We start from the raw sequence: 26904 nt of genomic DNA, 5'->3' as shown, positions 1-26904 counted from the left end.
ACGCCGCAGCCGTCGTTCGTGAGCGACACGGCCCAGTTGGCCGGTCGCCACCTGCGACTGATGTCGCGCCGACCCTCGTCCATCATCGGCGCGATCGTCCTGCCGCTGGTGTTCGCGTTCCTGTTCTTCACCGTCCTGAACGGGGTCATGGAGCGGGCGGGAGTCGACTATGCGCAGTACGTGATACCCGCGGTCGTGCTCCAGGCGATGTTCTTCAGCGCAATATCGGCATCGGTATGGGCGGCCGAGGACGCCTCGGGGGGCATGTCCGCGCGACTGCGGTCGATGCCGATCTCGCGGACCGCGCCCGTGCTCTCACTCCTGGTCGGCGAACTGGTACGCGCGCTGCTCAGCCTCGTCGTGCTGGTGATCGCCGGCTACGGTTTCGGATTCCGGTTCGAGCGCGGGGCCGGATACGTGCTGCTCTTCGTGGCGCTGGCGATCGGTTGCGCCGCAGCCGCGTGCGCCGGCTACATCGTGCTCGGCTTCGCGATCGCCAAGGTCGAGCAGGTCCAAGCCATCGGCGGACTGCTTTACTACCCGCTGCTCCTGGTGTCCAACCTGTTCGTTCCCGCCGAAGCCTTTCCCGGCTGGCTGCAACCCCTGGTCGAGAATCAGCCGGTCTCGCGGATCGCCGACGCACTACGCGCCGTGTCGACTCTCGGTCACGAGGACCTGGGGCGCACCATACTCATCGCCGTGCTCTGGATCGCCGGACTGCTGACGGCGTTCACGTTCTTGGCACCACGCGCTTTCGGGAGGGTCCGATGAGAAACCATGACACAGCTCCGCACCCCTCGCTCTGGACGGACACGGCCGTCCTGGCCGCACGCAGCGCCCTGCTCATGGCCCGTTCCCCCACGACCCTGCTGATGGCCGCGGCATTCCCGGTGATCCTGCTGTGCTTGCTGTCGGTCTCGTTCGCCAAGGTCGTCATGCCAGACGCGTCCTATGCCCACTACATCGACTACACCGTGCCGCTGTTCGCCACGATGGGCATCACCTTCGCCACCTTGTCCACGGCCATCGCTGCCCACACCGATCGAACCACCGGCTTCGACGACCGACTGCGCACTCTGCCGATCTCACCGATCGCACCGCTGGCGGGTCGGATCATTGCCGACACCATCCGCAATCTGGCCACCCTGCTCGTCGTCACGGTCGTGGGAATCGGCTTGGGGTTCCGGTTCACCGAAGGCATCACCGGAGTCATCGGCTACCTGGTCGTCCCGCTGATCTACGGCTTCGGCCTGGCGTGGTTCATGGTTGCCATAGCGTTGTCGGCCGCGTCCGCGGAGTCCGCGGTCGCCGTGCTCAACGCCGTGTTGCTGGTGCTGTCGTTCCTGTCCACCGGATTCGTCACGATCGGCGATCTGCCCGGCTGGGCCCAGCCTGTCGCCGAGGCCAATCCCATCACCCATGTCATCGAGGCGATGCGAACCTTCGCCCACGGCGGCGAACCCGCCGGACTCCACGTCTTGGCCACCCTCGGCTGGGCGCTCGGCCTGACCCTGCTGGCCGGATACACCGCAGTGCGCGTCCGCGCCCGGCAGGCATAGTTGCTCGAGTCCACCGCCGCCACGATGCGCTGCGCCGCCGACCGCCTGCACCACCACCCGGATCATCCGTTGAGCCCTAGTCGCGATGTCTCGACGAGGGCCACAAAGACCCTTGCGAGCCACCATCAGTGACGTGCAGGGAACAGACTCGTGGATCAACGCAATCGCCTTCGTCGTACTCACCGATGCCTGTCGGTTCGCGAAGGGCACTTTGAGCGTGGCCCACCCCTCATCGTTTCACTCACATGTCTACGAGAGCCTGCCATCGCCACGCATCCTCAACCGCGCCTATTGGCGCACGTCCTTACTGTACGGAGGGGGTTTCGTGGGTGGCGATGTCGAAGGACTTGGGGACGAGGCGGTGGACCACGATGGCGGCGGCGAGCATGATGAGTCCGCCGACCAGCGAGGTCTGCACGATGGACTGGGTGAATGCGTCGATCGCGGTGGTGGCGAGGGCGGGGGTGTCGGTCTGCTCGGCCACGGCTAGGGCTCCGACGATGGACTCGCGTGAGTCGTGGGCCAGTGTCCCGGTGATGCCTTGATCGGCGAAGTCGCCGATGGCCAGTTGGGTGCGGTAGATCGCGGCGGCGATGCTGCCGAGTACCGCGATGCCCAGGACGTTGCCCAGGTCGTACATGGACTCCTCGATCGCGGCGGCGTTTCCCGCCTTCTCGGTGGGGGTGCTGCCCATGATGATGGCCGAGGCGATCGCGAGCGATCCCAGACCGGCGCCGACCAGGGCCATCGCGGGTGCGAGCTGCCAGTAGGTGAAGGTGCTGCCGATGCCGAACAGCAGCAGCATTCCGAGCCCGGCGATCGCCAGACCGCCGGCCAGGACGTTACGGGCGCCGATCCGGATCGCGAGTGTGGGCGCGAATGGCGCGAAGACCAGCGACCCCAGGACCATCGGCAGCAGCGCCACGCCCGCCACGACGGGTGAGAGGCCTTCGACGGCCTGTAGCCATTGGGCGACCAGCAGGATGAGGGCGGCCATCCCGAACATCGATGCCATGGCTGCGAGGGTGCCGGCGGTGAAGGGCTTGCTCTTGAAGAGCCGCACGTCCAGCAGCGGGTCCGACCGGCGCAGGCAGCGCAGCACGAACCAGGTCATCAACGCCAGCGAGGCCGCGATCGCCGCCCACGAGCCGATATCGCCCCAGCCGTGCTTGGCCAGCTGCTTGATCGACCACACCAGCGCGGACATTCCGGCGATGGACAGCACGGTCGCCGGCAGGTCCCAGCGTGGCGGGTTCGGGTCCCGTGCTTCCGGCAGGAGGATCAGGCCGGCGACGATCGCCACCGCCACGAACGGCACGTTGATCAGGAAGGCGGCATGCCAGTCGAAGAACTCCAGCAAAGTTCCGCCGACCAGCGGGCCAATGATCGCTCCGACGCCGGAGACCACCGACCACACCGCCAGTGCCGTCGCTCGTTCTTTGGGGTTGGTGAAGATGGTGCGGATCATCGACAAGGTGGTCGGCATGATCATCGCCCCGCCTGCGCCCAGCAGGGCGCGCAGCACGATCACGTGCACCGCGCTCGTGGCGAACAGCACCAGCACCGAGACCACACCGAAAATCGCGAACCCAGTCAACAGAACCTTCTTGCGGCCCCAGCGATCGGCCAGAGCGCTCATCGGGATCAGCAACCCAGCCAGGATCAGCGAGTAGATGTCGATGATCCACAACTGCTGAGCACTGCTCGGTCCCAGATCCTCGACCAGGGCCGGCAGTGCCATGATCAGGATCGTCATGTCCATCATGACCACCAGCAGGCTTCCGGCCAGCATGAGCAACGCGGCCCAGCGCTGCCGCGTGGTCATCGACTCGGCCGTCCGAGAGGTCAGCAGGCTACGCATTCGTGTTCTCCATCAGTCGTTCAATCGTCATCTCCAACTCCTCCTCGCTCAGCGCAGTGTCGTGCAGCATGGCGTGCAGCATCGCCCCGTCGCCGTACACCGCGACCGCCACGGCCGTCTGCTGGTCGGTGATCCCGGACAGGATGTCGACCAGGCCGTCGAACCAGCGTGTCGCCAAGGGACGCAGCCCCGGATCCTGGGTCGCGACCACATAGAAGGCCGCGTCGGCTCGGACTCGGACCGGATCACTCAGATACTGGTGGAACACCCGAGCCAGCACCCGCGCAACGGACTGATCCCCAGCCAGTTCTCGGCCCAGCTCGGCCAGGCCGGAGTCCATCATCGCCGCCAAGAACTCCAGTGCCGCGTCCCGCAGATCGGTCAGCGACTCGAAGTAGTGGGTCGTTGAACCCAGCGGCACCCCGGCCCGGGCCGCGATCTTGCGATGCGTCAACCCACCCACGCCATCCTCTACGATCAACTCCGCCGCAGCTTCGATGATCATCCGCCGACGTCCCTCGGGATCCCGCGTCGTCCGCTTCCCAACACCCATGTGCACAAGAGTACATGTACGTTTGTACACGATTAGCGGGTGGCTGCCTCGCTGGTGGTCTCGATCCATCTCGCCGACCGATGCTCCCGGGCCGATAGGCAGTAACTGAACTGGATGTCCGGTATAGTTATCGGCGACGCGCGACGGAGGAGGAACATGAGACCGAGTTCGAGGGACGCGGTCCTCGACGCCGCGTTGCGTGTCGCGAGGCGCGACGGGTTGAGCGCGGTCACGTTCGACTCGGTGGCGCGCGAATCAGGCCTGAGCCGCGGTGGCGTCATGTATCACTTCGACACCAAGGACGCTCTGCTGGAGCAGATGCATGCGCACAGCGCCGCCGCTTGGGAGTCGCAGCTGATCGCCCTGCTGGACCGAGACGTGGAGGACTCGACGCCGGCCGACCGACTCCACGCCTACCTGCAGGCATCGATCGATCCGGTCACCCCCCGGGACCTGTCGCTGGTTATGGAGGCCTCCGCAGACGCCGAGGACGGATCCGCTGCACTGCAAGTCGCCAATCGATGGGCCCCGGACCTGATGACGCCACCCACCACTCGAGACGAACTCGACGCCCTCGTGGCACGACTGGCCTCCGACGGCCTCTGGGTCTTCGCCGCCCTGACCGGGCAGTCGCTTCCGGCCGAGGTGCTCGACGCCGTACTCGCCCGGATCCGAGAACTGATCGAACCGCCCGCCGGGCCGGGTTCCTGAGATGAAAGAGAACAAGCACATGAAACGTTCACGAGCAGCCTCGGTCCTGACCACCGTCACGATCACCGGCCTGACCCTGGGAGACATCAGAGGCCGCGGGTCGGCACCACGCGAGATCGACGCGTGGCTGGAGAACTTCCACCGCATCGACCCCTACGCGTCCATCGTCGGCAATGGGGTCCATGCCGCCGGAGTCGCCCTCGTGCTACGCGAGGCCAGACGCGCCTATGCCGCGCGTGATGGACGCGCCACCGCACTGTTCGCGACGGCAGCAGGGGCTTTCGGCTCCTCACTGCTGATCACAGCCACCACCAACGAGCCGTTGAACCGCAAATTCCGCCGCCTGCGCCCACTCGGGTCCGCACCGCGATTCGGTGTCGCACCCACCGAGAAAGCCCATCAGGAACTCGACCCGCTCCAACTCCGCACCGCCTGGGAATCGGCGAGTCGTGCTCGGGCAGCACTCCACGTTGCCGCTTCCCTCGCAGCCCTGGCTGGCACCCTCCGCCGCCGACCCCAACAAACGCGATGACGGGACCCCGGGTATGTCCGATAAACGGTGTTTGGGGTCGGCCAGGCCGAGGTGCACCTCCTTCGGTCGGTTCCAGGCAATCGCCTCGTGCGGCCGGACCTGGTTGTACTCGATCGGGTACTCCTCGGCGTGCTTGGCGAGCATGACGGCGTCGTCGAACTCGTCAATGAAGAGCCGCTCGTACTTCAGCGCGCCGAAGCCGCGTTCGCGTGACCCGTTTGACCCGGGGACCTCACTCGAGTCCTCACGTGGTGCAGCTCGGGATGGTCGAAGAGGAAATTCTCAACCGGAATAACCGGAACGGGCCGCCGTTGTCAGCCACGATGGTCACGACCGGCAGCACTTCGCCGGTCTCGACATCGACCTGGCATTCCTCAACCAGCCGGTGGCCGAACATTGCCTCGTAGTCGGCCAGCGCGAGCTCGACGGCATCGATCGCGTCGAGCTGGTTCGCCGGCGGTGACACGTGGAACGGGTGCTCGTATTTGGACCAGTAGTCCCGGCAGCCCGCCAGCCGCCAGCTTCCGCCGGTGGTTGTACATCTTCTTTACACACACGATCTCGCCGACGCCGCGTGCCTCATAGACCTGCGCAGGCGTGACGTTGCTAACCCCCCGAGGTGACGGATCGAGCCCTCCTGCTGCAACTCGACCAGTGCGCCGAACGCCTCCGCGATGGATGCAAGCTGCGGACCATTGGCGTCACCCATACGCATGTTGACCAAGTCGAGGCCAGCGTCGACCCGCCGGTCGGGTCAGTCGGCGACGCTTACGCCCTGGCCGAGTCCCAGATCGGTCTGCTCAAGACCGAGCTCATCCCCCCGAGTGCCCCTGGTCCCCGGGGGCGAGCACGCCGAGCTCGAAACCCTGAACTGGTCGACTGGTTCGACAGCGAGCGCACCCACAAGGCCATCGACGACCTGACACCGGTCCAGGCCAAGCGGGTTCACTACACGGCAAGAAACCGTCTCACGCGGACCGGCTGAGCCACCAAGCAGGGCCTCCGGACATCCCGGGGGGCAGGCCCCGCCAAAATGATCGACGTTCGTTCGGAGTGGGACGGACGAGTCGGAGGAAGAGTTTGCTACACGATCTCCGAAGGCTAGCTGGCAGCCTTCGGCGACCGTGATAAGGCAGTTACTACATAGCCGGGCCAGCTCTTTCGCAGTCGCGCTAGGTCGGGGGGAGTCGGCGAGCCAGTCGAGTCATTCGGTTGCGGCTGGGCGCTCAACGCGCCGCCGAGTGCGAGAAGGCACAGATCGGATCCCTTCTAATCTCGTTTCAGCCGAGCGGGGTGGTGACGTCCCGGCTGGTGGTGTAGTTCCGCTGCTTGTCCTTGATGAGGTGAGCCATCGTGCGATGGTCAGTGAGAACCGACCAAGGAACTCACGGATAGGACACAACGCACGATGGCTCTTGACCAGTCTGCCCTCCTCGAGCTGCTCGGGGAACTCCACTCAACTGATGTCACCGACCGGGTCCGCGTCGCGACTGAGAAGCTCTATCAGGAGCTGATCGATGCCGAGGCTGCTGCGGCGATCGTCGCGGCGCCGTTCGAACGCTCTGCGGATCGGACCGTTCACCGCAACGGCACTCGGCCCAAGACGGTCACCACGACCGCCGGCCAGTTGGATCTGCGGATCCCGAAACGGCGGACGAGGTCGTTCTTCCCCTCGCTCCTGGAGCGCCGACGCCGGGTCGACCAAGCGTTGTTCGCGGTGGTGATGGAGGCTTATGTTCACGGCGTCTCGACCAGGAAGGTAGACGACCTGGTCCGTGCACTCGGTGCAGACACGGGCATCAGCAAGTCCGAGGTCTCCCGGATCTGCCAGAACTTGGACGAGGATGTCGCCGAGTTCCGGCAGCGGCCACTCGATGCCACGGCCTATCCGTATGTGTTCGTCGATGCGACCTACTGCAAAGCCAGAGTCGGTCGTCGGGTCGTGTCCCAGGCGATCGTGATCGCGGTCGGGGTCGCCGCCGACGGACGGCGAGAAGTCCTGGGATTCAACGTCGGTGACACCGAGTCCGAACCGTTCTGGACCGACTTCTTCCGCTCCCTGAAGGCCAGCGGACTGTCCGGAGTCCAGCTGATCGTCTCCGACGCCCACACGGGCCTGGTCGCCGCGATCGGCACCTGCTTCGCCGGTGCCGCCTGGCAACGCTGCCGGGTTCACTTCATGCGCAACGTCCTCGCGAAGGTACCCAAGGTCGCCGGCCCCATGGTCGCCGCGATTATCCGCACGATCTTCGTGCCCCGCGGCAAACGCGACCTGGTCCGCGCACAGTTCGACGAAGTCGTCACCATGCTGACCCGCTCCCACCCTCATGTTGCGGACATGCTCGACGACGCCCGAGAAGACCTCCTTGCGTTCGCGGAGTTCCCGCCCGCTCACTGGCAGCAGATCTGGTCGACCAACCCGCTGGAACGGTTGAACAAGGAGATCAAACGCCGCACCAACGTCGTCGGGGTCTTCCCAAACCCAGCTGCGCTGCTGCGCCTGGCTGGGCACGTGCTGATCGAGCAGCACGACGAGTGGGACTCAGCTGATCGCCGCTACTTCAGTGAGGGCTCTATGAAGCTCCTGACCGCTGATCCCGAGGAGGTGGCCATCGCCGCGATCGACGCGGCATAGACTCAAGCCACTGACCGCACGGTGTCGAGAAACTCCACCACACAGCGGGACGTCACCGAGCCGGGTCGTCGGGTCGTTCGATGAGCGGCCCCGCTTGGCCGAACCAACAGCTCAGGAGAAGCCGGCCGTGCCTTCATCGAGCGGAACCCTGAAGGAGTTGAGCATCGAAGCCGTAAGGCGATAGCCGCCTACCAGGACGACGAACTCCATCACATCTTCCTCCGACCAACGCCGACGAAGAGCGCTCCAGGTCTCGGTCGAGAGGTCTGCATCGCGAGTGAGTTCGTCCGATGCGACAAGAACGAGACGGTCGTCGTCCGACCACGCCGACACATCCTCTACCGCTACGGCCTCCACCTCTTCTTCGGAAATGCCCGCATTAGCGGCATGGCGGCGGTGTTGAGCCCACATGTAGTCGCAGTCTGCCCTCCAGGCAGTCCGCAAGATCGCGAGCTCCCGCTCGCGCGGCGGAAGTTGCCCGTCGAACAGCAGAGCATGCGCAACCGATCGCCAAGGCTCGAACAACCGCGGATGCCTGACAAATGTGGAGTAGATGTTCACCTCCACTGGAGTCTCCGCCTCGGCTTTAGCCGGGTTGGCTCTCGTCGCAACCAATAACTCCCTCACGACCCGCGGGGTCCATTCGGCGGGTGCCAGGGGCAAGATCCGCGGCTCGACCGCTGTTTCGTATCCCTGCATGCATGTCTCCTAGCGACTCATATTTCTAACGTAGCGTCAGGTTAGTAGTACTGGCATTTCAGTCTCTAAGGCAGACGCGTAACCCTAGATATTGACATTATGCCAAATTTCTAGTGAGATCGGAATCGCTTACTCGCACCGCACGCATAAATGCCTGATCCCTGAGGAGGGTCCATACCGTGAGCAGAGTTTTCGGCACTCCGCGCCAGATCGCCTACATCGTGAAAGACATCGAGTTGGCGATGAACCATTGGATCGAGAAGCTAGACGTTGGTCCGTTCTTCTATCGCGAGCGCGCGGAAGTCGTGGAGATGAGGTACTACGGGATCCCAGTTGACACTTTTCCGAACCTGTCCTTCGGCATCGCCAACTCAGGCGAGATGCAAATCGAGCTCATCCAGCAACACGACGACGTGCCCACGGTTTACAACGCGTTCTTGGAGCATTCCCCCGGCGGTGTTCAGCACACCGCCTATTGGACGACCGAGTTCGACGAGAAGTGCCGGCACCTCACGGATCGCGGGTATGTCAATGCGATGGATGGCCGAATGGGGACGAAGGGCAGGTATGCGTACTTCGAGCATCCCCAAGATCCTGGCAACTTCATCGAGATTTCAGAGCAGACCGGAGGCAAGGCCGAGTACTTCGCCTCGGTCGCAGAGGCAGCGCGGACATGGGACGGCTCGGACCCGATCCGCGTGGCGGGTGGCAGCCGGTGACCACCATGCGCGCACTCCTCGGTGGAGACGGTCCCGCATGGGTGCCTCGTGAAGTTGAGATCCCTGAGCCCGGAGCCGGCCAGGTGAGGGTCGCGGTCAGAGCAGCGGGCCTGAACCGCTCAGACATCTACATGATGGACGGAAGCTACACGCCAGCGACCAAGTCCGGCAATGCAGCGACGTTCGTACCGGGCTTGGAATATGCCGGAATCATCGACGCCTTGGGGACCGGGGTCACGGGGTGGTCCGAGGGCGATCGCGTCATGGTCTCGAGTCTCGGCGGAATGGCGGAGTACGCTCTCGCCGATCACAGGAACCTCCTGCCGGTGCCGCTGGGCATCTCGTGGGAGGAAGCAGCTGCCCTGCCGATCGGCATGGGCACGGAGCACGATGCGGTCGTCAGCCAAGCCGGATTGTCACAGGGTGACTCGGTGCTGTTCGTCGGAGGAACCTCGGGCGTCGGCCTTGCGGGGATCCAGATTGCAAAGGCATTCGGGGCGGGCAAGGTGATCGCGACCACGACATCGGCGACGAAGATGGGACTACCGACTACGGTTGGGGCGGACGTTGTCGTGGACACCACTACGCAGGATCTCACTCAGACTGTTCTGGATGAGACTGAGGGCCGGGGCGTGGACATCGTCGTGGATCACGTCGGAGGCCCTGGGTTCAGTCAACTCTTCGGGCTGACCAGAATCGGAGGCACCGTCATCAACATCGGTCGCCTCGCGGGTCCTGATACGACGATCAATCTGGACCAACTGTCGTTTCGGCGCATCCATCTCATCGGAACAACCTTCAGCGTGCGCACTCCCGAAGAACGAGCGGCTGTGTACGCGGCCGTGCGCGATAACGTCGTTCCCTTGATCGAAAAGGGACTGATCAGGGCCAAGATTGACCAGGTGATCGCATGGGAGAATGCGCCCCAAGCACTGGAGATACTACGCACGAACCGTAACGCTGGAAAGCTCGTCGTGAAGGTCAGCTCGGTCGACTAGTGCGAGCGTTCACGTGGGCCCAGCATTCACTTGCGACGGGCCCACGTGAAGTCTCATTTCGACGAATGACGTGTCTGCCACATGCGCTCGATCATCTCCAGGACATCTGCATCGAGCTCAGACGCCTCACGGCCCAGGGATGAGGCGAAGGCCTTGCGGTACAACGCCCATCCATAGGCGGCTGCTAGAACCCCTGCCTGAAGTGCATCCGGATCTACGTCACCGGTCAAGATCCCCGCGTCGACATCGCGCTCGAGGTTCGCTCGCGTCTCTTTTGCGTAGGGCAAGGCTACAAACTCCTCGGCACCGTCCAAGATCAAGAGCGCAAGGATGCGAACGCTCACGGGGTCATCGACGAGCCCAGGGACAAAGGTCCGAATACGCTCGGGGCCGGGAATCTCTCCACGCCGAATCACGGTCGCACGTCGGTTTCGCGCGAACCGCTCAAGCGCGGATCTCAGCAGCGACTGACGCGTGCCGAAGTGGTGGTAGACCAGACCACGGGTGACGCCCGCGACATCGGCCACCTCGCGCAGGTTCAACCCGGCTAAAACACCATCGCGTTCAAGGAGTTCGAGCGCTGCCATCTCAAGTTTAGCGATAGGTGAACCGTCAACTTCCGCTGGTGTCACCTGCCCGTACCTTTCAGAGAACTCCGAGTTCCACGGACCATCGTAACGCGACGACGTAAGCCCGCGCGTATTGGTTTCTGGCCGCGCATGCCGCTTACTCATGAGCACTCACAGGCGGTCTGCCGATAACGCCACTCTAATGGCGTGCCGAAGGTTCGCAACGACATCATCGTACCGGAGTAGAAGCCAAGCATCACGGTGAAGGCCACGAGTTGATCCACATCAAACGTGCCAGAAAGCACGCCCCATGTCGTAGCGGAGATCTGACGGTCATCCACAATCTCGTCGGCAGCGCGGACCAACGCCGCCTCGAAACCGTCCCAGTGCGGGTCCCCGCTTCCTTCCCTGATCGCCGCGAGCGTCTCCTCATCGACTCCCGCAGCCCTGGCGCGACCGACGTGGTGGACCCATTCGTACTCGCACTCAGTCCGCGTCGCGAGGCGAAGAATCGCGATCTCGCTCGCCCGCCGGGGAAGCGCGTCGCCGGCAAGGAACTCCTTTGCAAGAGCAACCCAGGCCTCGAACATCTCCGGCACACGCACAAGGGTCGAATAGATGTGGACCTCGATCTCGCGCCCGCCCAAGGCTTCCCTGAGCATAAGGCTCTGGGTCGCAGTCAGCTCAGCCCGTTCAAGGGGGGCCACGTTCATGTTCGGTGCTTCAACGGTCACGTCGTCTCTCTTCGTCCGGAAGGCTTCCGCATGCCACCGCTAAGTTCGTACATCATGCGAGCGGTTAAGCACATCGGCTGCAGTCATAAGATGCTTGTCCTGAGACTAGAAATCTACTAACGTTCTGTCAACTGCGCCTGACCGCACGAGGTTATTCTTTACCGTTCTGAACCACCCTCGATCCATACGCGAAGGCCATTCATGATTGACGCTATGCCAGCCTGGTTGAACGAAGGGATCACAGAGTGACAACGTTGTCCTTGGCTTCGGTGTTGCGGGAATCCGCGATGCGCCACCCGTTTTCGACGGCACTCATCGACGACGATCAGGAGCATACGTACGCCGAAGTGTGGCGCGCCGCCCTGAACGTCGCTGAGGATCTTCGTGCCGACGGCGTCGCATCTGGGGACGTGGTGGCGCTTCTGGCGGGTAACGGCCGCGATTTCGTTGCGGGGTACTTTGGAATCTTGGCCATGGGCGCGACGGTTGCGCCCATGCCAACCATGTTGAGGCCAGCCGAGATGGATCACATCACCAACACGGCGAATGCCAGTCGACTGCTTTACGACTCTGCCCATGCGCGGATCGCTCAAGCATGTGCGCTCGGCGCCGACCGTGCCCTGCAGATTTCGTTCCGGGCCGACCAAGAGCCCCAAAGCACCATCGTTATGACCGAGGCGGAGTCAGCTGCAGTGGTGTTCTTCACCAGCGGCACCATGGGAAGGCCCAAAGGCGCCGTACTGAGCCATCTCAACCTGGTTATGAATGCAACCGTGAACGCATTCGACTTGAACCGTTACACCCCCGAAGACATCGTGCTGGCTGTGCTGCCGTTGTTCCACACCTATGGCCAGACCGTCAGCATGAACGCGACCTTCCGCGCGGGGGCGACGATGCTCACCCAGGCCAGGTTCAGCGAAATGGAGACCTTGAGGTTGATGATCGATAATGGGGTCACTGTTTTTTCCGGGGTTCCGACGATGTATATCCGCATCTTGGAAGCAGCGAAGCAAGTCGATGACCGACCGCCCTTACGCCTAGCTACGGCCGGCGGGGCCGCCCTTCCTGTTGCAGTGCTGGAGCAGTTCGAGCGCGCGTTCTCCGTGCCGATCCTTGAGGGCTACGGCTTGTCGGAGACGTCGCCCACCGCCACGGTCAATCAGCCCGAGTTTGGTTTGCGTGCCGGATCGGTTGGACACGCGATATGGGGCGTCGACGTCGAGATCGCGAACTCAACTGTCGAGGAGCGGATTGAACTGGTGGAAGCCGGTGAACATGGTGAGGTCGTGGTGCGCGGGCACAACGTTTTCTCCGAGTACGTGGGTGACCCCGAAGCAACCGGTGCCGTAGTCCAAGAGGGCTGGTTCCGGACAGGCGACATCGGCGTCAAAGACGCCGACGGCTTCATCTTCATCGTCGATCGCAAGAAGGACTTGATCATCCGTGGCGGATACAACGTCTACCCGCGCGAAATCGAGGAAGAACTCGCCAGGCACCCCGCCGTGCTGCACGTGGCCGTCATCGGCATTGACGACCCGATACTCGGAGAGGAGGTGTGTGCAGTTGTCGTGCCGAAGAGCGGCTCCTCCATCGATCCCCACGACTTGCAGTCATGGTCGAAGGAGAGGCTGGGAGGGCAGAAGTATCCGCGGCGAATTGTCGTCCAAGAAGAGATGCCGATGGGTCCCAGCCAGAAGATTCTAAAGCGGGAGCTCAGGAAGACGCTGAAGACAGCTAGGCCGTGTTGCTAAACCGTTTTGGGTGGCTGATCGGCGAGGCTTGGAGCGTGTCGCGTGATGTCGTCTCTGATGAGGCGTGGAGTGTGATCGGTCCGTTGTTTCCCGCGTCGAGGTCGACGGGGCGTCCGCCGGTGGATCGGCGGATCGTGGTGGAGGCGACGGCGTGGCGTTTCCGCACCGGTGCGCCGTGGCGGGATCTGCCGGAGCGGTCCGGGAACTGGAACACGATCTACAAGAACTTCAATCGGTGGGCTGCCGACGGTGTCTGGGCGCGGGTGCTCGAGCAGGTCCAGTCGAGGGCCTACGCCCGTGGCGATCTGGACTGGGTCGCGTCGATCGACTCGACGATCGTGCGGGTCCATCAGCACGGCGCGACTCTGCCCAGGGACACAGGGGGCGGGATCGAATTACAGGAAGTTCGGGCTTGAACCGGCCGATCACGCGATCGGCCGGTCCCGTGGTGGCCTGACCACCAAGAGCCATTTGGTCTGCGACGGCAAGGGACGCGCGCTCGCGTTCATCCTGACCGGTGGGCAGGTCGCCGACACGACCATGCTCGCAGCGACCGTGGACCAGATCCGGGTTCCTGGCCAGGCACGTGGCCGTCCGCGGTTGCGGCCGGACCGGCTGATCGCGGACAAGGGCTACCCGTCCAAGACGAACCGGGCCTGGCTGCGCGAGCGCGGCATCGCCGCCCCGATTCCCGAACGCGACGACCAGATCGCGCATCGCCGCAAACGCCCCGGCCGACCGATCGACTTCGGAGATCAGCAGCAGGACCGCTACAAGGGCCGCAACGTCGTCGAACGCTGCTTCAACAAGCTCAAGCAATGGCGCGGCATCGCGATGCGATCAGACAAGACCGCCAGCAGTTACCACGCCGGACTCTGCCTCGCCGCGACACTCCACTGGACCGACACCACCTTCCTAGGTAGTTGCCTGACCTTCCACGTCTCCACCGGGCCGCTCAGGCTCCCCACCCGACTTGGAAGGCTCCCCCCGATCGGCTTCGGGTTCCCACATCCGGTGCAGCATCTCCAGGACGCCGTCGTCCAGTTCATCTGGCGTGCGCCCCAATGACGCTGCGAACGACTCACGAAACAGGGCCCATCCATAGAGCGCAGCCAGGAGTCCGGCCTGCAACGAATCCACACTGAGATCGTCCGCTAGAAGACCCGCCTCGACATCGCGTTGATCGGCCTTGCGAGTGATCTGCGCGTAGGGCAATGCGTTGAATCCCTCATCTCCATCGAGAAGCAAGAGAGTGATGAGGCGGACCGTCGAAGGGTCCGACATCGTGGAGGCGAAGTAGGACTCGAGTCGTGCCCGCGCCGGAAGCTTTTCGCGGCGAAGAACTGTGGATCGGCGGCGACGGGTGGATCGTTCGATGGCCGAACGGAGAAATGACCGTCGGTCTCCAAAGTGGTGATACACCAACCCGCGTGTAACCTTGGCCTCGTCAGCCACTTCGCGCAAGTTGAGACCGGCGAGTACCCCATCACGCTCAAGGATGCGGAGGGCCGCCCGCTCAAGTCTGACCTCGGCAGTCTCTTCCTGCCTGACTGCCTTGCGCCGGTTCACGACCGCCAACCCCGCTTCTCCCATGGAAGTAAATCGATGGCCGAAAGCTGCAGTCGCACCGAGGCTTCGGTAGGTCCGAGCACCAGACACTTGGACCTACTTGACTGACGCTTTGACAAGAGCATGGCCACCTCATGTACGTCTAATCCCATTCCGAATTTCGCTCATCCAAATCATAGATGATTGGCCGCACGCACAATGGCGACAGCACCAGACTCCTCCGTGCACCGACTACTTGCCCCGCGTAACGATCTCCGCTAACGATCTGTCGGAGGCGAGGACTGATCGATTCTAGGTCCGGCATGAACAGGGTCGACAGTTCGGTCCAATCGAACCGGTCCGACGCCGCCGCTCCATCAAGCCTACTGTTGACCAGTTGCGCGGCGGCGGAACTCCGCGCGGGCCATCGACGACTTGTGAACCTCGTCGGGGCCATCAGCGAAGCGGAGCGTACGAACCTGAGCGAAGGCTTCTGCAAGTGGGAAGTCCTGGCTGAGCCCTCCCGCACCGTGCACCTGGATCGCCTTATCAACGATCCATTCAACCGTGCGGGGGGTAGCGATCTTGATCGCCTGAATCTCACGATGGGCGCCCCTGTTGCCCACGGTATCCATCAACCAAGCTGTTTTGAACACTAGGAGTCGCAACTGCTCAATCCGCACGAGTGATTCCGCCACCCAATCCTGCACGACTCCCTTGTCGGCGAGAGTCGAGCCGAAAGCACTCCGCTCCAGCGCGCGTGAGCACATGAGGTCAAGCGCACGTTCCGCGATGCCGATCAGCCGCATGCAGTGGTGAATTCGACCTGGGCCGAGCCGCGCTTGAGCAATCGCGAAGCCCTCCCCTTCGCCTACAAGAATGTTCGCGGCCGGCAAACGAACCTCATCGAAGTGAATCTCGGCGTGACCCCCGTGGTCGCTGTCGTCATATCCGAAGATCGTCATGCCACGCACAATGGTGATGCCCGGCGTGTCACGCGGCACCAGGAGCATGGACTGCTGGCGATGCCGTGCCGCGGCGGGATCTGTCTTGCCCATGACGATGAAGATCTTCGCATCCTTGCTCATGGCGCCAGTGATCCACCATTTCCGGCCGTTGATGACATAGTCGGCTCCATCGCGGACGATCGACGTTTCGATGTTTGTCGCGTCGGAAGACGCGACCTGCGGCTCTGTCATGGCGAAACTTGATCGAATCTCAGCCTCGAGGAGTGGGCGCAGCCATTGCTCCTTCTGAGACTCAGTGCCGAAACGGGCCAGAACCTCCATGTTCCCGGTATCCGGCGCGGCACAATTGAACGCCGCCGGAGCCAGCGCGAGGCTCCGACCCATCTCCTCAGCCAGGCTCGCGTACTGAAGGTTCGTCAAGCCAGCGCCGTGCTCCTCACCGGGCATGAAAAGATTCCACAGCCCCTGTGCTCGGGCTTCGCCTCTCAGCCGGTCGATCACAGGAGGCGCCAGCCACGGTCATCACGCGCATCCAGTTCGAGTGCGAACTGCTCTTCCGCCGGATAGACGAACTCATCCATGAACGTACGGATCCGGCGTTGCAGGTCGAGGGTCCGGTCATCAAGCTGAAACTGCATTACTCCTACTTTCCTCGCGAAGTGATCGATTTGTACAGTGGCGGGTACTCAGGCATTCGGCTGAAGCTGAGGAGCAGGGCGAACGGGGAGGGGCGAGAGCGATCAGGTCGCCGAGGTGATCACCTTCGTGTCGCTATGGTCCTGACGGGACAAGCTGCGTATAAGCCGCACGTATCGCGAAGCGAGACGTTCCGCCAGGTCCTCGATGACCGGCGCAGCATGGTGCCCCGAACGCCAGGCGCACCATGCCTGGACTTCGACGACATCACCCTTCGTGCGAAGCGGAACCGCGCGGAGCCCAAATCTGGGCATACTCGTCGATACTGCGACGCCTCGACCTGCCGCAGCCAAGGCCTGCGCAGCCAGCGGATTCGGAGAGCTGAGAATCTCGTCTCCCCTCTGCGATACGCGATTTCGTCCGCGCACTAGCAGCTGCCGGGTCCGACTGGCTCCCTCCAGAGCAATGACCGTCTCGCTCGAAAGCTCCGTCATATCGATCGAGTCTTGGCATGCGAGACGATGCCCACTCGGCATCTGCGCGAACAGGGGTATTGTCCCCAGTATTCTTGAGATATATCGCGACGGAGCAGGCGCGAACGCGATGGCGATATCCGCCCCTTCCTCGAGGGGTGTGAAGCGCGCTGTAGTCGGGACCGGAGTCACATCGATCATGGGATCACTTGCCCGCAACTCTGTCGCAATAAAGGGTGACACCAGATCGTCGACGATCGTGGGCGGCGCATGTACGACAACTCGCTCAGTGAGACCATCGGCGAACCGCCTCGCAATTCTCTCGACCGATTCCGCGTGACTGATGAGGCTGCGGGACTCCTGTGCGAAAACATAGCCAGCGCTGGTCAGCGACAAGCAATTCGATGATCGGTCGAACAGGGGGAAGCCCAGTGAGTACTCGAGCTTCCGCAACTGACGCGACAAGGACGGTTGCGCGACTAGAACCAATTCCGAAGCCGCAGTGAGGCTTCCTTCGTCGGCAACGGCCACCAAGTACCGCAGGACCCTGAGATCTAGCATCCGGAACGGCCAAGACCTGCGACGCTTTGGCCACGCGCGCTCCTACGCCGGCGCGAACCGATACCCGATCCAGTCAACTCTCGGTCCTCCAGCCACGCTGAACGTAGGAGTCGACGGCTCCGACAAGTCCATTCGCGACCAGTCCCAGCAGACCGATAATGACCATCAACGCCCAAACTGAAGCCGCTTCGTACAACTGCTGCTTCTCGACCAGCACGCGCCCGATTCCCTCTCCGGAACCGATGATGTCGATGATCAGCGCGATGATCAGGCCCTGGGACGCCGAGACACGCGTTCCGGTCATGATCGCCGGCAGTAGCGAAGGGAAGACCACCTTGCGCATCTGATCAGAACGACTCAACCCCACAACATGGCCCATCTCCAGTCGCACCGGCGTGATCGTCCTGCGGGCAGTCGTGGTGGAGAGCAATACCGGCCAGATAATAGCCGTCAGCATGACCACGATGCTCATCCGCATACTCACACCGAACAGGACTGTGGCCACGGGGACAATCGCCACGGAGGGAGTCGATCGGATGAACTCCAGGATCGGATTGAGAGCCTGATGGAAGCGAGTCGACGCGCCGATCAGCCAACCAAGTGCTGAACCCACCACGATGGAAGCCGACAGCCCGAGGACGAACGTGAGCACCGTACGCCGAAGCGCGGGAGCCAGCTCGCCTGCCTGCCACATGTCGCTCGCAGCGGCCCACCAGCTGGACGGGCGGGGAAAGGAGAAGGACTGATCGGTGCCCAGTGCCTCCCACAGGGCCAGGCCGAGAACCAACGGCAGGAGCCCGACGAGCATACGGCCGGCTCCCCGAGTATTGCGTCGCTTCACCTTGAGCCGGCGTCCTTTGCGCGGGCTGGTCGCCAGCGCCAAAGTCGAATCCACTTGCGTACTCATCGGGCTCCTCCGGGCTGAAGATTTCGGGCGATCTGGGTGAGTGCGATGCTGAGAAGCCATCCGATCCACCCACAGACCACGACGACCACCCACATCTGGGCCATCTGAATCGCATTCTGTGCACTGATCAACGCCCAGCCGAGCCCGGTCGGAACAATGATCATTTCAGCGAGGAGCGTCGCCAATAAGGCAGTAACAACGGCCAACCTCGCACCGACGAGCAGGTTTGGGACGACCGCAGGCAGCGTCAGTCTTACTGCTACTCGCGTCCTGCTGAACCCGAACACCTGGCCGACCTCAGCGAGGCGCGGATGGACCGAGCGGACTCCGTCGGCGGCATTCACCAGCATCGGCCAGGTCGCGGCAATGGATCCGGCAATGATCTCCGTGCGCGGCTCCGGGCCTAGCAAGAGCAGTAGGACAGGCATGATCGAAACCGCTGGGATCGTACGCAGCACGTCGAAACTGCTTTGGGTCACCAGCCGAAAGGCCGACGAAGCCCCGAGAAGGAGTCCCAGCACGGTTCCTGCTGAGATAGCGACGACCGCGGCGAGCAGTGCAATCCAGAGCGTATGCACGACCGCCGGAATGAGCGAGCCATCGGAGAGCAACTCTCCGAATGCCGCGACGATCTCACCTGGGCTCGGAAGTGCGTCCAGATCCGCGAGAGGTCCCCACCTGGCGGCCACTTCCCACAATCCGATCACCAAGCCGATGACCGCGGTCCCAAGAAGGTTGAGATTTCTCACGCCTCAACCTCTCGCCAAGTCGATCGCATCGCCTAACGTATGTCGCAAGAAAAGATAGTCCGGCGACTCTCGCGTGCGAACTTGGTGTCGTGGTCGAGGCAGCTCCACATCAAGTTCGAGTGAGAGATGACCGGGATCTCCTGCACTCACATCGCCAGAAATAACGAAGGTACGGTCGCTCAGATAGATCGCCTCATCCAAGTCGTGTGTGATGAAGATGATCGTCGCGTCGTTGTGACTATGTAGGTCGAGCAAGACGTCTTGAAGGGACGCCTTGGTCAAAGCATCCAAGGCCCCAAATGGCTCATCCATCAGAAGTACAGCAGGGTTGACGGCCAACGCCCTGGCAATCTGTACCCGCTGTTGCATGCCTCCCGACAGGCTGTTCAGGTAGTCATTCTCGCGACCCCGGAGCTGCACAGAATCAATCGCCCGGTCAACGCGCTCACGAATCTCAGAGCGCCGCATCCGACCTTCGAGAGGAAGTGCGACATTCTTGGCAACAGTGCGCCAAGGGAGCAGCGCGTTGCCATAATCCTGAAAGATCGTGACGACGCCCTCGGGAGTACCCGAGATCGGCTCCCCGTTCAGGAGGAGTTCCCCCGCCGCGGGTGCCGTCAGTCCCCCGAGAGCACGCATCAACGTGGTTTTACCCGTTCCAGAGCGACCGACGATTCCCACGATCTCTCGCTGGTGGACCGTTAGCGAGATGTCCGACAAGATCCGACGAGTGCCAAGCACGCCCGTCAGATCAACCGCCACCTCCTTCAACTCATACACGGGCGAGGACGCCGACTCCTCCGGCTCGTCATTCGTCTGTGCATCACCAGCCATGGTGGAACGCCTCATGTGCGGCTCCCTGCCTTCATTCCCAGCGCTCTCACTTATGGATCTTCAACTTGTCGAGCGGGAACTCACCTTGAACACCACCGTTGTTCTTGAGGATGTCCCACGTCCCGAGCATGTGGGTCTCGATGAGCTCGGCGTCGACCTCCTCCTCAAAGTCGGGAATGATCACCTGCGCCGCGAGGTCGTCAGAGAAGTTCAACCACTGAGTGAGGATCGCGCGCGCCTCTTCCTTGTTCTCATTCGAGAATTTCGCAGCTTCCTGCACGGACTTGACCCATGCGTTGACCACATCAGCGTTCTTTTCCACCCACACGGTGTTCGCGCAAAACATCAGCGGGGACGCGGTCTTTGACTTTCCGTTCGTGACCGCGGCCATCGCAGCAGCCGGAACATCTTCAGGGAAGACGTGGAACCCGTCCTCTGCAAGGCCCGGGAAGTACGGATTAGCCGACAGCACCGCATCGACGTTGCCGGCCTTCAAGTTATCTGGGTGTGCGCTGTATGGAAGTTGGATGAGCTTGATGGAGTCAGGAGAAAGCCCCGCCTCCGAAAGCAGGTACTTGAGTCCATCCGGCGACGTTCCGGTCAAAGCAGTGGCGCCGATCGTCTTGCCTTCAAGATCAGCGAACTTGGTGATCGGATCGCGCGACACGATCGGGATTGACAGGTATCCCTCACCCGACTGCGTCATGTTGTACAAGACCGTGTTATCCAGACCCTTGGCGACCGACGGCCCATAGTTCGCCGGCGAAGTCACCACGATGTCAAATTGCTTGCCGACCGCGGCCTGCCACGCGGGAACATCGGACCCCTCAGTCAACTCGATTGCGAGGCCATTCTCCTCGAAGATGCCATTCTCCATCGCAATTTTGACTGGGAGCGAGGAGATTCCAGAGTTCACCGCAACACGAAGAACTGTCAGGTCGTCAGCATTCCCTTGCCCAGACTCACCGCTCCCACATGCCCCCGCAGCCATGATCGTACTCATCGCCGCGACCAGAATGGCTGCCTTCTTCAACGCACGCTTCATCAGAATTCCTTCTCATTCCCATGACGAGAGCCGCTGTACGGGATTCACAGCGATCACTGGTGTGATGCTAGACACAATCTTGACATATCGTCAATCAAGGACGCGGTATTGGTTCATGGCACACATTGCTCATGCCTCGTAGGCATCAGCTTTATGGATCGCCGAATTCGCAAACTGGTTGGCGCACTGTCACCTCTGACACGACGTGACCGTCGCGACGGACCAGCGCCCAGGTCTTGCGATGACCCGGCACCGGGTGAGCAGACGCGTGCGCCAGGACCCGATCTCGTGCGGCGTCCCAGGCTGGCTACGGCCACGGACCACGCGCTGGAACGTCACGGCTGGCTTTGGCCTGCCAACGTCGCCCGTTCCGTTCCGGGATGTCAAATTTCCTGCACCACCTCGCGGTCGACATCCCAAACTCGCGCCTGATCACCTCGAGGTCCCAAGCGGCCCTCGGCGCTCTTCTTCCAGACCCGGATCTCCACGGCCGCCTCACCGAGGGCCTGCGTCAGCTCGACCACCTCAGCCTCGAGCTGTTCTTCTCGGCTCGACGGCGCACTACGACCAGCCGCCAGCGCGGTCTTGCCGGCATCGAGGAACTCAGCCTTCCAGCGACTTATCGACTACTCGCTGACTTTCTCGCGACGAGCAGCATCAGCGATCGACAACTCGCCAGCGATCACGCTGAGCACGATCCGGGTCTTCTGCTCCACCGGAATCTGCGGGTGTCTTCCCATCTTCAAATTCTCCTTCAGGACCTACATAACGACCCTGCCAAAATCTTGACGCGCGACAGCGACACAGTAGCTGACCCGAGGGGATGCGGACTGGCGTCGTGATCTGAACGACGCCGCGATAGTCCTCCAATGTGATCACTCTTCGTCGTCGACAAACAGTCGACCCTGAAACAAAGTCAGGCGGTGCCGACTTCGTGGGAGGCGAACTCCCATACCCGGCGGGCGGCGTCCGGGTCGCTTGCTGCGGCGGCGCGTTCGACGGTTTTGGGGTAGCCGCGCAGTTCGAAGGGGCCGCCGGGGCCGATGTAGCTGCCGGGCGTGAGGTGTTGGGTGGCGGCGTAGAGGGTGGGCAGGGCGCCCATCGCGGGTGGCTGGCCGATGACACCGGCAGCCCATCCGATGACCGGGTTGCCGGTGGGGTTGGCGACGGCGGTGGGTGACCAGCCGGGGTGCGCGAGTTGCATGTCCACACTGGTGCCGTCTGCGAGGAGGCGGCGGTTCAGCTCGTATCCCCAGAGCATGTCGCCGAGTTTGGACTGTGCGTAGGCGGTCCCGGCTTTCCAGGGGCGGTGGCGGAAGTGCGGGTCGTCGAAGTCGAAGCGGGCCCGCTTGTGCGCCATCGACCCGAGGATCACCACCCGGCGCCGCACCTGGGGAAGCACGAGGTGGGTGAACAAGAAGGGGCCGAGGAGGTTCACGCCCAGGTTCGCCTCGAATCCGTCAATGGTCTCTTCGCGCTGCACGGTCTGCGTGCCGGCGTTGTTGATCAGCACGTCCACCTCGCCGGTCCGCGCTGCGGCTGTGCGCACGGCCTCTAGGGAGGACAGGTCGAGCGGGAGGACAGTGGCGCTCGGCAGGGTGCGGGCGATCTGTTCGCCTTTGTCGGGGTTGCGCACCGCGAGGATGACTTGTGCGCCGTGTTCGGCGGCGGCCCGTGCGGTGGCCAGACCGAGTCCGTTGCTGGCGCCGGTGATCAGCCACCGCTGTCCGGTCAGATCGGGCAGGTCGGTGGCGGTCCACTTCTGCGGGGTGCTCGATTCATTGTTTGACACATGACTAATATGACGTATAATTAGACACGTGTCAAATCCAAGTCGTGGGCGCATGCGGGCTGAGGATCGTTCCGAGCAGATCGTCCGGGTCGCCGCTGAGCACTTCACTCGAGATGGTGTCGCGGGCGCGTCGATGAGTGCGATCGCGAAGGACGCCGGGGTGACTCGTGCGCTGGTGTATCACTACTTCTCGGGCAAGGAGGCGCTGCTGGAGGCGGTGCTTCATGCGGAATCGGATCGGTTGCTGGAGGCGACCAGACCGGATCCGGCACTCAGCGCTCGGGAAAACCTGCAGCGGGCCTTGGGCGCCTACCTGAACTTCTTCGCAGCCAGTGGCGGCGCCGTGCGGGAGTTGTACACGGCGGCTGCGGCGGTGCCGACGGTGCAGGAGTTGTCGCAGGCCAATCACCAACTGCACATGCGTTGGCTGCTGGAGCACGCCGGTCAGCCGGACACCCCGCGTACCCGGCTGGCGCTCGGAGGGTGGCTCGCGTTCGTCGAGTTCACCGCCCGCCAGTCCGTCGAGGCCGGCGGCCTCGTCCGTGAGCAGGTCATCGATTTGTGTATCACGACCTTGGAGGGAGCCCTGGAGACGTCCTTTGACGTCCCGGAGCACACCGCTATCAACGTTATGCAGAAGGAGTCGCTATGAGAATCGTCGTACTGGGAGCGACCGGCAATGTCGGATCGCGTTTCACCACACAAGCAACCGCAGCAGCACATGAGGTGGTCGCGTTCGCGCGCCGCCCCGATGCTGTGCCGAGGAGCAAGGGCGTCACGATCGTCCAGGGATCAGCCGAGGACACCGCTCCCCTCGCTAGCGCTGCGAAGGGCGCCGATGTGGTGGTGGTGTCGATCACCGGCAAGACCAGCGATGGAACGTTCATGCAGCAGCGCCTCCCGAGGGTCATCGACGCGGTCAAGCAGGCCGGCGTCACCCGCCTGGTGCTTGTGTCGGTCTTCGGCGCCGGCGACACCGCCGAGAAGGCGTCGGGGCTCGCCAAGCTCGTCTACAGGACCGCGCTGGGCAAGTTCCTTCACGACAAGGCTGCCGCCGACAAGATACTGCAGGCCTCCGGGCTGGAGTGGACGATCGTGTACCCGGTCAACCTCAGGGACACGACTGCCCTCACGGAGAAGGCGGCCGTCAAGCGGCTCGATCAGGTCGGGAAGGTCCCGGGCCTGCCGACCCTCCCGATGGACAACGCCGCCGAGGCGCTCCTCGATGTCGTCACCGACCCGAAGACCGCAGGGCAGCGGCTGCTGATCACCACCCCGACCGGGTGGATGCCCGCTACCGGGGGCGGCCGCTGATGCTGGTCGGACACTTCGCCGCCGGCTTCGCCGGCAAGGCGGTCGACAGCCGTGCCCCGCTGTGGAGTTACCTCTCCGCCTCCCAGACGCTGGATCTGGCCTGGGCGCCGCTGATCATCGCCGGTGTCGAGGTCGCCCGCGTCGACGCCGACCTCCCAGGATCCCCGATCCACCTCGACTACATGCCCTTCACGCACAGCCTGCCTGCCGCAGTCCTCTGGACCGCGCTGGTGATCGGCCTGGCGAGACTGTTCAAACTTCCGTGGCGACCATCGATCGTGCTCGGCGCCGTGGTGTTCTCGCACTGGATCCTCGACCTGATCGTGCACCGCCCCGACCTCGACCTGTGGTTCGGCGGGCCCAGGGTGGGCTTGGGCATGTGGGACATCCCCGTCCCGGCGGCGACCCTGGAGATCGGGCTGCTGGGCGCGGCGGTCATCGTCTGGGCCGTGTTCCGCTCACGCATGGGCATGAGTACCCGCTCCGCCGTCGGAATCTTCACCCTCCTGATCGGCATCCAACTCCTCTCCCAACTGGCCACCCCGCCGGAGAACGTCAAGCTGCTCGCCGCCACCACCCTCACGCTCAACCTGATCGTGCTGGCGGTGGGGTGGTGGATCGACCGGCCGAAAGCACGTGCGACGGCAGAACAGGGCACGACCGGATGACGTCCGCTGATCTGATCACCGTCTCGAACGTAACCAAGACCTACGGGGAAGGCTCGTCTGCCTTCACCGCGCTGCGGGGAGTCGATCTGAGCATTGCCCGTGGGGAGTCGCTGGCTATCGTCGGTAAGAGTGGATCGGGCAAGTCCACCCTCATGCACGTCATGGCGTTGCTGGACACTCCCAGCACGGGGACCATCACGCTGGACGGCACCGACACCACCAGACTCTCCGCGTCACGGGTGGCCCGCACCCGCAACGACACCTTCGGGTTCGTGTTCCAGCAGTTCTTCCTCATCGCCGGCGCATCGGTCCTCGACAACGTCGCCCTCCCGCTGAGCATCGCCGGCGTCTCCCGCAAGGAACGCGAGCGCAAGGCGCTGGCGGCGCTCGAGCGCCTGGACATGGCCGACAAGGCGCGGAACCGCGCCACCGATCTGTCCGGCGGGCAGAAGCAGCGGGTCGTGATCGCCCGCGCGCTGATCAACGACCCCGAGGTGATCTTCGCCGACGAACCCACCGGCAACCTCGACACCGCCACCGGGCAGGCCGTCGAGGACACCTTGTTCACCCTCAACCGGGAACAGGGCATCACCCTCGTCATCGTCACCCACGACCCCGACCTCGCCGCCCACTGCGACCGCGCGGTCACGATCGCTGACGGCCGTGTCGTCGCCGACGAGAGGAGGGCGGCATGAAGACCCGTGACCTCGTCCGCACCGCCGTCGCCGGCACCTTCCGCAACCGGCTGCGCACCTCCCTGACCGCGCTGGCGATCGTGATCGGCGCGTTCACCCTCGCCCTCACGCTGGCAGTCAACAACGGGCTGAACAGCTACATCGACGACACCGTCGCCACCGTCGGCTCCGAAGACACCCTCACCGTCACCAAACCCGCAGGCGAGGTCGAAGGGGACATCGTCCGCTACGACCCCGACGCCCCGACCGTCGGCGGGATCGGCAGCTCCGGATCGGTGCTCCTGGGCGCATCCTCCGGGCAGACCGAACTCCTCACCACCGACGACCTCGACACCCTGCGTTCCCTCGACGGCGTCGAGCGCGTCCACACCGTCCGTCCCGTCCGCGTCGACTACCTGCAGCTCGAAGACGCGCCCGAAGCCGACCGATGGAAACTCTCCCTCAGCCCCGGCATCCCCGGCGTCCGATTCCCCCTCGCCGCCGGCACGCAACCCGACCTCGACAGTGACGAACCGCAGATCCTCCTGCCACGCGACTACGTGAAGATCCTCGGACTCGACAGCGCCGACGACCTCGCCGGCCGTACCCTCCTCCTCGGCGTCACCGACCCGACCGGAACACAAGAGACCCTCACCGCCACCGTCGTCGGCGTCACCGACCCGGTGCTGACCTTCAGCACACCCGCCGCGACGCCCAGCGTCGCACTCGCCGAAGCGATCTACGACATTCAGGCCCGCGGACTGCCCGACGAGCAGAAGAACCGGTGGGCCCTCGCAGCCGTGACCGTCACCACCGAACAAGGGACCCCTGTCGCGGACTCGGTCGCCGCCGTCCAGGAAAGACTCGACGAGACCGGGTTCCAGGGCCGCACCATCGACGACATCCTCGGCCAGTTCCGCGCCTTCTTCGACGCGATCCTGCTCATGCTCATCGGCTTCGCCGCGATCACGCTGCTGGCCGGCAGCCTCGGCATCATCAACACCCTCCTGATGAGCGTCCAGGAACGCACCCGCGAGATCGGACTCCTCAAAGCCCTCGGCCTCACCTCCCGACGCGTGTTCACCCTGTTCAGCCTCGAGGCGGTCACCATCGGCGTCCTCTCCGCCACCATCGGCATCACCACCCCCGTCGCCCTCGCACCATGGGTGAACCAAGTCCTCGCCGAAGGCCCCCTCGCAGACCTCCCAGGACTCCAACTGATCTCCTTCACACCAACCCTGATCGCTGCGGTGGCTGCCGTCATCATCGGCATCGCCTTCACCGCAGGCACACTCCCCGCCATCCGCGCCGCCAGCAAGGACCCCATCGACGCACTCCGCCATGAGTAGCGGTTCCATTCCGGTGGCGGCGGGAATTGGGCACGCCGTAACTGTCCGTGGAGCACTTCATGTGC

The 26904-nt window shown here is 63.5% G+C and carries 29 protein-coding genes and 1 pseudogene; 17 read left to right on the top strand and 13 right to left on the bottom strand.

The features are described 5' to 3' along the window. Positions 1 to 18 precede the first annotated feature (18 nt). Positions 19 to 771 carry an ABC transporter permease gene (locus tag BHE97_RS08185; RefSeq protein WP_201791361.1) on the top strand — a complete coding sequence of 251 codons (753 nt, stop codon included), beginning with the start codon at positions 19 to 21 and terminating at the stop codon, positions 769 to 771. Further along, the gene (locus tag BHE97_RS08180) at positions 768 to 1559 is read left to right on the top strand and encodes an ABC transporter permease (RefSeq protein ID WP_087623538.1); all 792 of its coding nucleotides are present in this window, start codon (positions 768 to 770) and stop codon (positions 1557 to 1559) included. The genes BHE97_RS08185 and BHE97_RS08180 overlap by 4 nt, the downstream gene beginning before the upstream one ends. Before the next feature lie 304 nt (positions 1560 to 1863). Here BHE97_RS08180 and BHE97_RS08175 read toward each other — a convergent pair whose 3' ends face one another. Together BHE97_RS08175 and BHE97_RS08170 are read right to left on the bottom strand one after the other, a co-directional pair. Beyond that, positions 1864 to 3420, bottom strand: a complete 1557-nt coding sequence (locus BHE97_RS08175) for an MFS transporter (RefSeq protein WP_087623537.1) — start codon at positions 3418 to 3420, stop codon at positions 1864 to 1866. Then, on the bottom strand, positions 3413 to 3973 hold the full coding sequence (locus tag BHE97_RS08170; protein WP_170931335.1) for a TetR family transcriptional regulator: 561 nt from the start codon (positions 3971 to 3973) through the stop codon (positions 3413 to 3415). The genes BHE97_RS08175 and BHE97_RS08170 overlap by 8 nt, the downstream gene beginning before the upstream one ends. A gap of 156 nt (positions 3974 to 4129) precedes the next feature. On the opposite strand from BHE97_RS08170, the gene BHE97_RS08165 reads away from it, so the two are divergent. The 3 genes from BHE97_RS08165 to BHE97_RS20975 all read left to right on the top strand — a co-directional run bounded on the left by BHE97_RS08165 (position 4130) and on the right by BHE97_RS20975 (position 5429). Continuing rightward, on the top strand, positions 4130 to 4684 hold the full coding sequence (locus BHE97_RS08165; protein ID WP_170931334.1) for a TetR/AcrR family transcriptional regulator: 555 nt from the start codon (positions 4130 to 4132) through the stop codon (positions 4682 to 4684). Positions 4685 to 4703: 19 nt separating this feature from the next. Then, positions 4704 to 5216, top strand: a complete 513-nt coding sequence (locus BHE97_RS08160) for an anthrone oxygenase family protein (protein ID WP_170931333.1) — start codon at positions 4704 to 4706, stop codon at positions 5214 to 5216. An 87-nt stretch (positions 5217 to 5303) separates the two neighbouring features. Continuing rightward, positions 5304 to 5429 (top strand): hypothetical protein, encoded by a 126-nt coding sequence (locus BHE97_RS20975; RefSeq protein WP_272896904.1) that lies wholly within the window; start codon positions 5304 to 5306, stop codon positions 5427 to 5429. A 31-nt stretch (positions 5430 to 5460) separates the two neighbouring features. Here BHE97_RS20975 and BHE97_RS20370 read toward each other — a convergent pair whose 3' ends face one another. Further along, positions 5461 to 5682: a hypothetical protein gene (locus tag BHE97_RS20370; RefSeq protein ID WP_201791360.1), complete on the bottom strand. Its 222-nt coding sequence runs from the start codon at positions 5680 to 5682 to the stop codon at positions 5461 to 5463. Positions 5683 to 5835: 153 nt separating this feature from the next. On the opposite strand from BHE97_RS20370, the gene BHE97_RS20105 reads away from it, so the two are divergent. Continuing rightward, positions 5836 to 6201, top strand: coding sequence for a hypothetical protein (locus tag BHE97_RS20105; RefSeq protein ID WP_170931332.1), 366 nt, complete (start codon positions 5836 to 5838; stop codon positions 6199 to 6201). Positions 6202 to 6624: 423 nt separating this feature from the next. Further along, positions 6625 to 7851 carry an IS256 family transposase gene (locus BHE97_RS08145; RefSeq protein ID WP_087623533.1) on the top strand — a complete coding sequence of 409 codons (1227 nt, stop codon included), beginning with the start codon at positions 6625 to 6627 and terminating at the stop codon, positions 7849 to 7851. A gap of 111 nt (positions 7852 to 7962) precedes the next feature. On the opposite strand, the gene BHE97_RS08140 is transcribed toward BHE97_RS08145, so the two are convergent. Beyond that, positions 7963 to 8550 (bottom strand): carboxymuconolactone decarboxylase family protein, encoded by a 588-nt coding sequence (locus BHE97_RS08140; protein ID WP_087623532.1) that lies wholly within the window; start codon positions 8548 to 8550, stop codon positions 7963 to 7965. Between the two features lie 179 nt (positions 8551 to 8729). On the opposite strand from BHE97_RS08140, the gene BHE97_RS08135 reads away from it, so the two are divergent. Both BHE97_RS08135 and BHE97_RS08130 read left to right on the top strand, forming a co-directional pair. Further along, on the top strand, positions 8730 to 9269 hold the full coding sequence (locus tag BHE97_RS08135; protein ID WP_087623531.1) for a VOC family protein: 540 nt from the start codon (positions 8730 to 8732) through the stop codon (positions 9267 to 9269). 5 nt (positions 9270 to 9274) lie between these two features. Then, positions 9275 to 10267, top strand: coding sequence for a zinc-binding dehydrogenase (locus BHE97_RS08130; RefSeq protein WP_236757591.1), 993 nt, complete (start codon positions 9275 to 9277; stop codon positions 10265 to 10267). Between the two features lie 53 nt (positions 10268 to 10320). On the opposite strand, the gene BHE97_RS08125 is transcribed toward BHE97_RS08130, so the two are convergent. Further along, positions 10321 to 10854 carry a TetR/AcrR family transcriptional regulator gene (locus tag BHE97_RS08125; protein WP_087623529.1) on the bottom strand — a complete coding sequence of 178 codons (534 nt, stop codon included), beginning with the start codon at positions 10852 to 10854 and terminating at the stop codon, positions 10321 to 10323. A 143-nt stretch (positions 10855 to 10997) separates the two neighbouring features. Continuing rightward, entirely contained in the window at positions 10998 to 11570 is a 573-nt protein-coding gene (locus tag BHE97_RS08120; RefSeq protein WP_140400054.1) for a carboxymuconolactone decarboxylase family protein, read from the bottom strand. A gap of 245 nt (positions 11571 to 11815) precedes the next feature. On the opposite strand from BHE97_RS08120, the gene BHE97_RS08115 reads away from it, so the two are divergent. Together BHE97_RS08115 and BHE97_RS08110 are read left to right on the top strand one after the other, a co-directional pair. After that, positions 11816 to 13321, top strand: a complete 1506-nt coding sequence (locus BHE97_RS08115; RefSeq protein WP_087623527.1) for an AMP-binding protein — start codon at positions 11816 to 11818, stop codon at positions 13319 to 13321. A gap of 14 nt (positions 13322 to 13335) precedes the next feature. Then, positions 13336 to 14206, top strand: a pseudogene (locus tag BHE97_RS08110) (IS5 family transposase); the annotation flags it as partial. A 1046-nt stretch (positions 14207 to 15252) separates the two neighbouring features. Here BHE97_RS08110 and BHE97_RS08100 read toward each other — a convergent pair. The 6 genes from BHE97_RS08100 to BHE97_RS08075 all read right to left on the bottom strand — a co-directional run bounded on the left by BHE97_RS08100 (position 15253) and on the right by BHE97_RS08075 (position 21042). Then, entirely contained in the window at positions 15253 to 16284 is a 1032-nt protein-coding gene (locus BHE97_RS08100) for an acyl-CoA dehydrogenase family protein (RefSeq protein WP_236757589.1), read from the bottom strand. A 50-nt stretch (positions 16285 to 16334) separates the two neighbouring features. After that, positions 16335 to 16475, bottom strand: a complete 141-nt coding sequence (locus BHE97_RS20680; RefSeq protein ID WP_236757588.1) for a hypothetical protein — start codon at positions 16473 to 16475, stop codon at positions 16335 to 16337. A gap of 1105 nt (positions 16476 to 17580) precedes the next feature. Then, on the bottom strand, positions 17581 to 18414 hold the full coding sequence (locus tag BHE97_RS08090; RefSeq protein ID WP_170931329.1) for an ABC transporter permease subunit: 834 nt from the start codon (positions 18412 to 18414) through the stop codon (positions 17581 to 17583). Beyond that, positions 18411 to 19163, bottom strand: a complete 753-nt coding sequence (locus tag BHE97_RS08085; protein WP_087623523.1) for an ABC transporter permease subunit — start codon at positions 19161 to 19163, stop codon at positions 18411 to 18413. Before BHE97_RS08085 ends, BHE97_RS08090 begins: the two co-directional genes overlap by 4 nt. Positions 19164 to 19166: 3 nt before the next feature. Then, on the bottom strand, positions 19167 to 20012 hold the full coding sequence (locus BHE97_RS08080) for an ABC transporter ATP-binding protein (protein WP_201791358.1): 846 nt from the start codon (positions 20010 to 20012) through the stop codon (positions 19167 to 19169). A gap of 31 nt (positions 20013 to 20043) precedes the next feature. After that, on the bottom strand, positions 20044 to 21042 hold the full coding sequence (locus BHE97_RS08075) for an ABC transporter substrate-binding protein (RefSeq protein WP_087623522.1): 999 nt from the start codon (positions 21040 to 21042) through the stop codon (positions 20044 to 20046). Between the two features lie 380 nt (positions 21043 to 21422). Here BHE97_RS08075 and BHE97_RS20100 point away from each other — a divergent pair, with 380 nt between their 5' ends. Further along, complete coding sequence (locus tag BHE97_RS20100; RefSeq protein WP_170931328.1) at positions 21423 to 21884, top strand: hypothetical protein; 462 nt, start codon at positions 21423 to 21425, stop codon at positions 21882 to 21884. 74 nt (positions 21885 to 21958) lie between these two features. Here the strand turns inward: BHE97_RS20100 and BHE97_RS08065 are convergent, their stop codons facing one another. Next, positions 21959 to 22834: an SDR family NAD(P)-dependent oxidoreductase gene (locus tag BHE97_RS08065; RefSeq protein ID WP_201791357.1), complete on the bottom strand. Its 876-nt coding sequence runs from the start codon at positions 22832 to 22834 to the stop codon at positions 21959 to 21961. Between the two features lie 28 nt (positions 22835 to 22862). Here BHE97_RS08065 and BHE97_RS08060 point away from each other — a divergent pair, with 28 nt between their 5' ends. The 5 genes from BHE97_RS08060 to BHE97_RS08040 are packed head-to-tail and all read left to right on the top strand — an operon-like array spanning position 22863 to position 26839. Next, positions 22863 to 23486, top strand: coding sequence for a TetR/AcrR family transcriptional regulator (locus BHE97_RS08060; protein WP_201791356.1), 624 nt, complete (start codon positions 22863 to 22865; stop codon positions 23484 to 23486). Then, positions 23483 to 24148, top strand: coding sequence for an NAD(P)-binding oxidoreductase (locus BHE97_RS08055; protein ID WP_087623519.1), 666 nt, complete (start codon positions 23483 to 23485; stop codon positions 24146 to 24148). The genes BHE97_RS08060 and BHE97_RS08055 overlap by 4 nt, the downstream gene beginning before the upstream one ends. Next, positions 24148 to 24816 (top strand): hypothetical protein, encoded by a 669-nt coding sequence (locus tag BHE97_RS08050; RefSeq protein ID WP_140400052.1) that lies wholly within the window; start codon positions 24148 to 24150, stop codon positions 24814 to 24816. Before BHE97_RS08055 ends, BHE97_RS08050 begins: the two co-directional genes overlap by 1 nt. Continuing rightward, the gene (locus BHE97_RS08045) at positions 24813 to 25511 is read left to right on the top strand and encodes an ABC transporter ATP-binding protein (protein WP_087623517.1); all 699 of its coding nucleotides are present in this window, start codon (positions 24813 to 24815) and stop codon (positions 25509 to 25511) included. The genes BHE97_RS08050 and BHE97_RS08045 overlap by 4 nt, the downstream gene beginning before the upstream one ends. Beyond that, a complete protein-coding gene (locus BHE97_RS08040; RefSeq protein WP_087623516.1) occupies positions 25508 to 26839 on the top strand; it encodes an ABC transporter permease in 1332 nt (443 codons plus the stop codon). The genes BHE97_RS08045 and BHE97_RS08040 overlap by 4 nt, the downstream gene beginning before the upstream one ends. Positions 26840 to 26904 lie beyond the last annotated feature (65 nt).

The organism is Aeromicrobium sp. PE09-221, from assembly GCF_002174305.1.
In the GTDB taxonomy this organism is placed as follows: domain Bacteria; phylum Actinomycetota; class Actinomycetes; order Propionibacteriales; family Nocardioidaceae; genus Aeromicrobium.
Note: the sequence above shows the minus strand (reverse complement) of the source record. Positions and strands in the feature narration are given on the sequence as shown.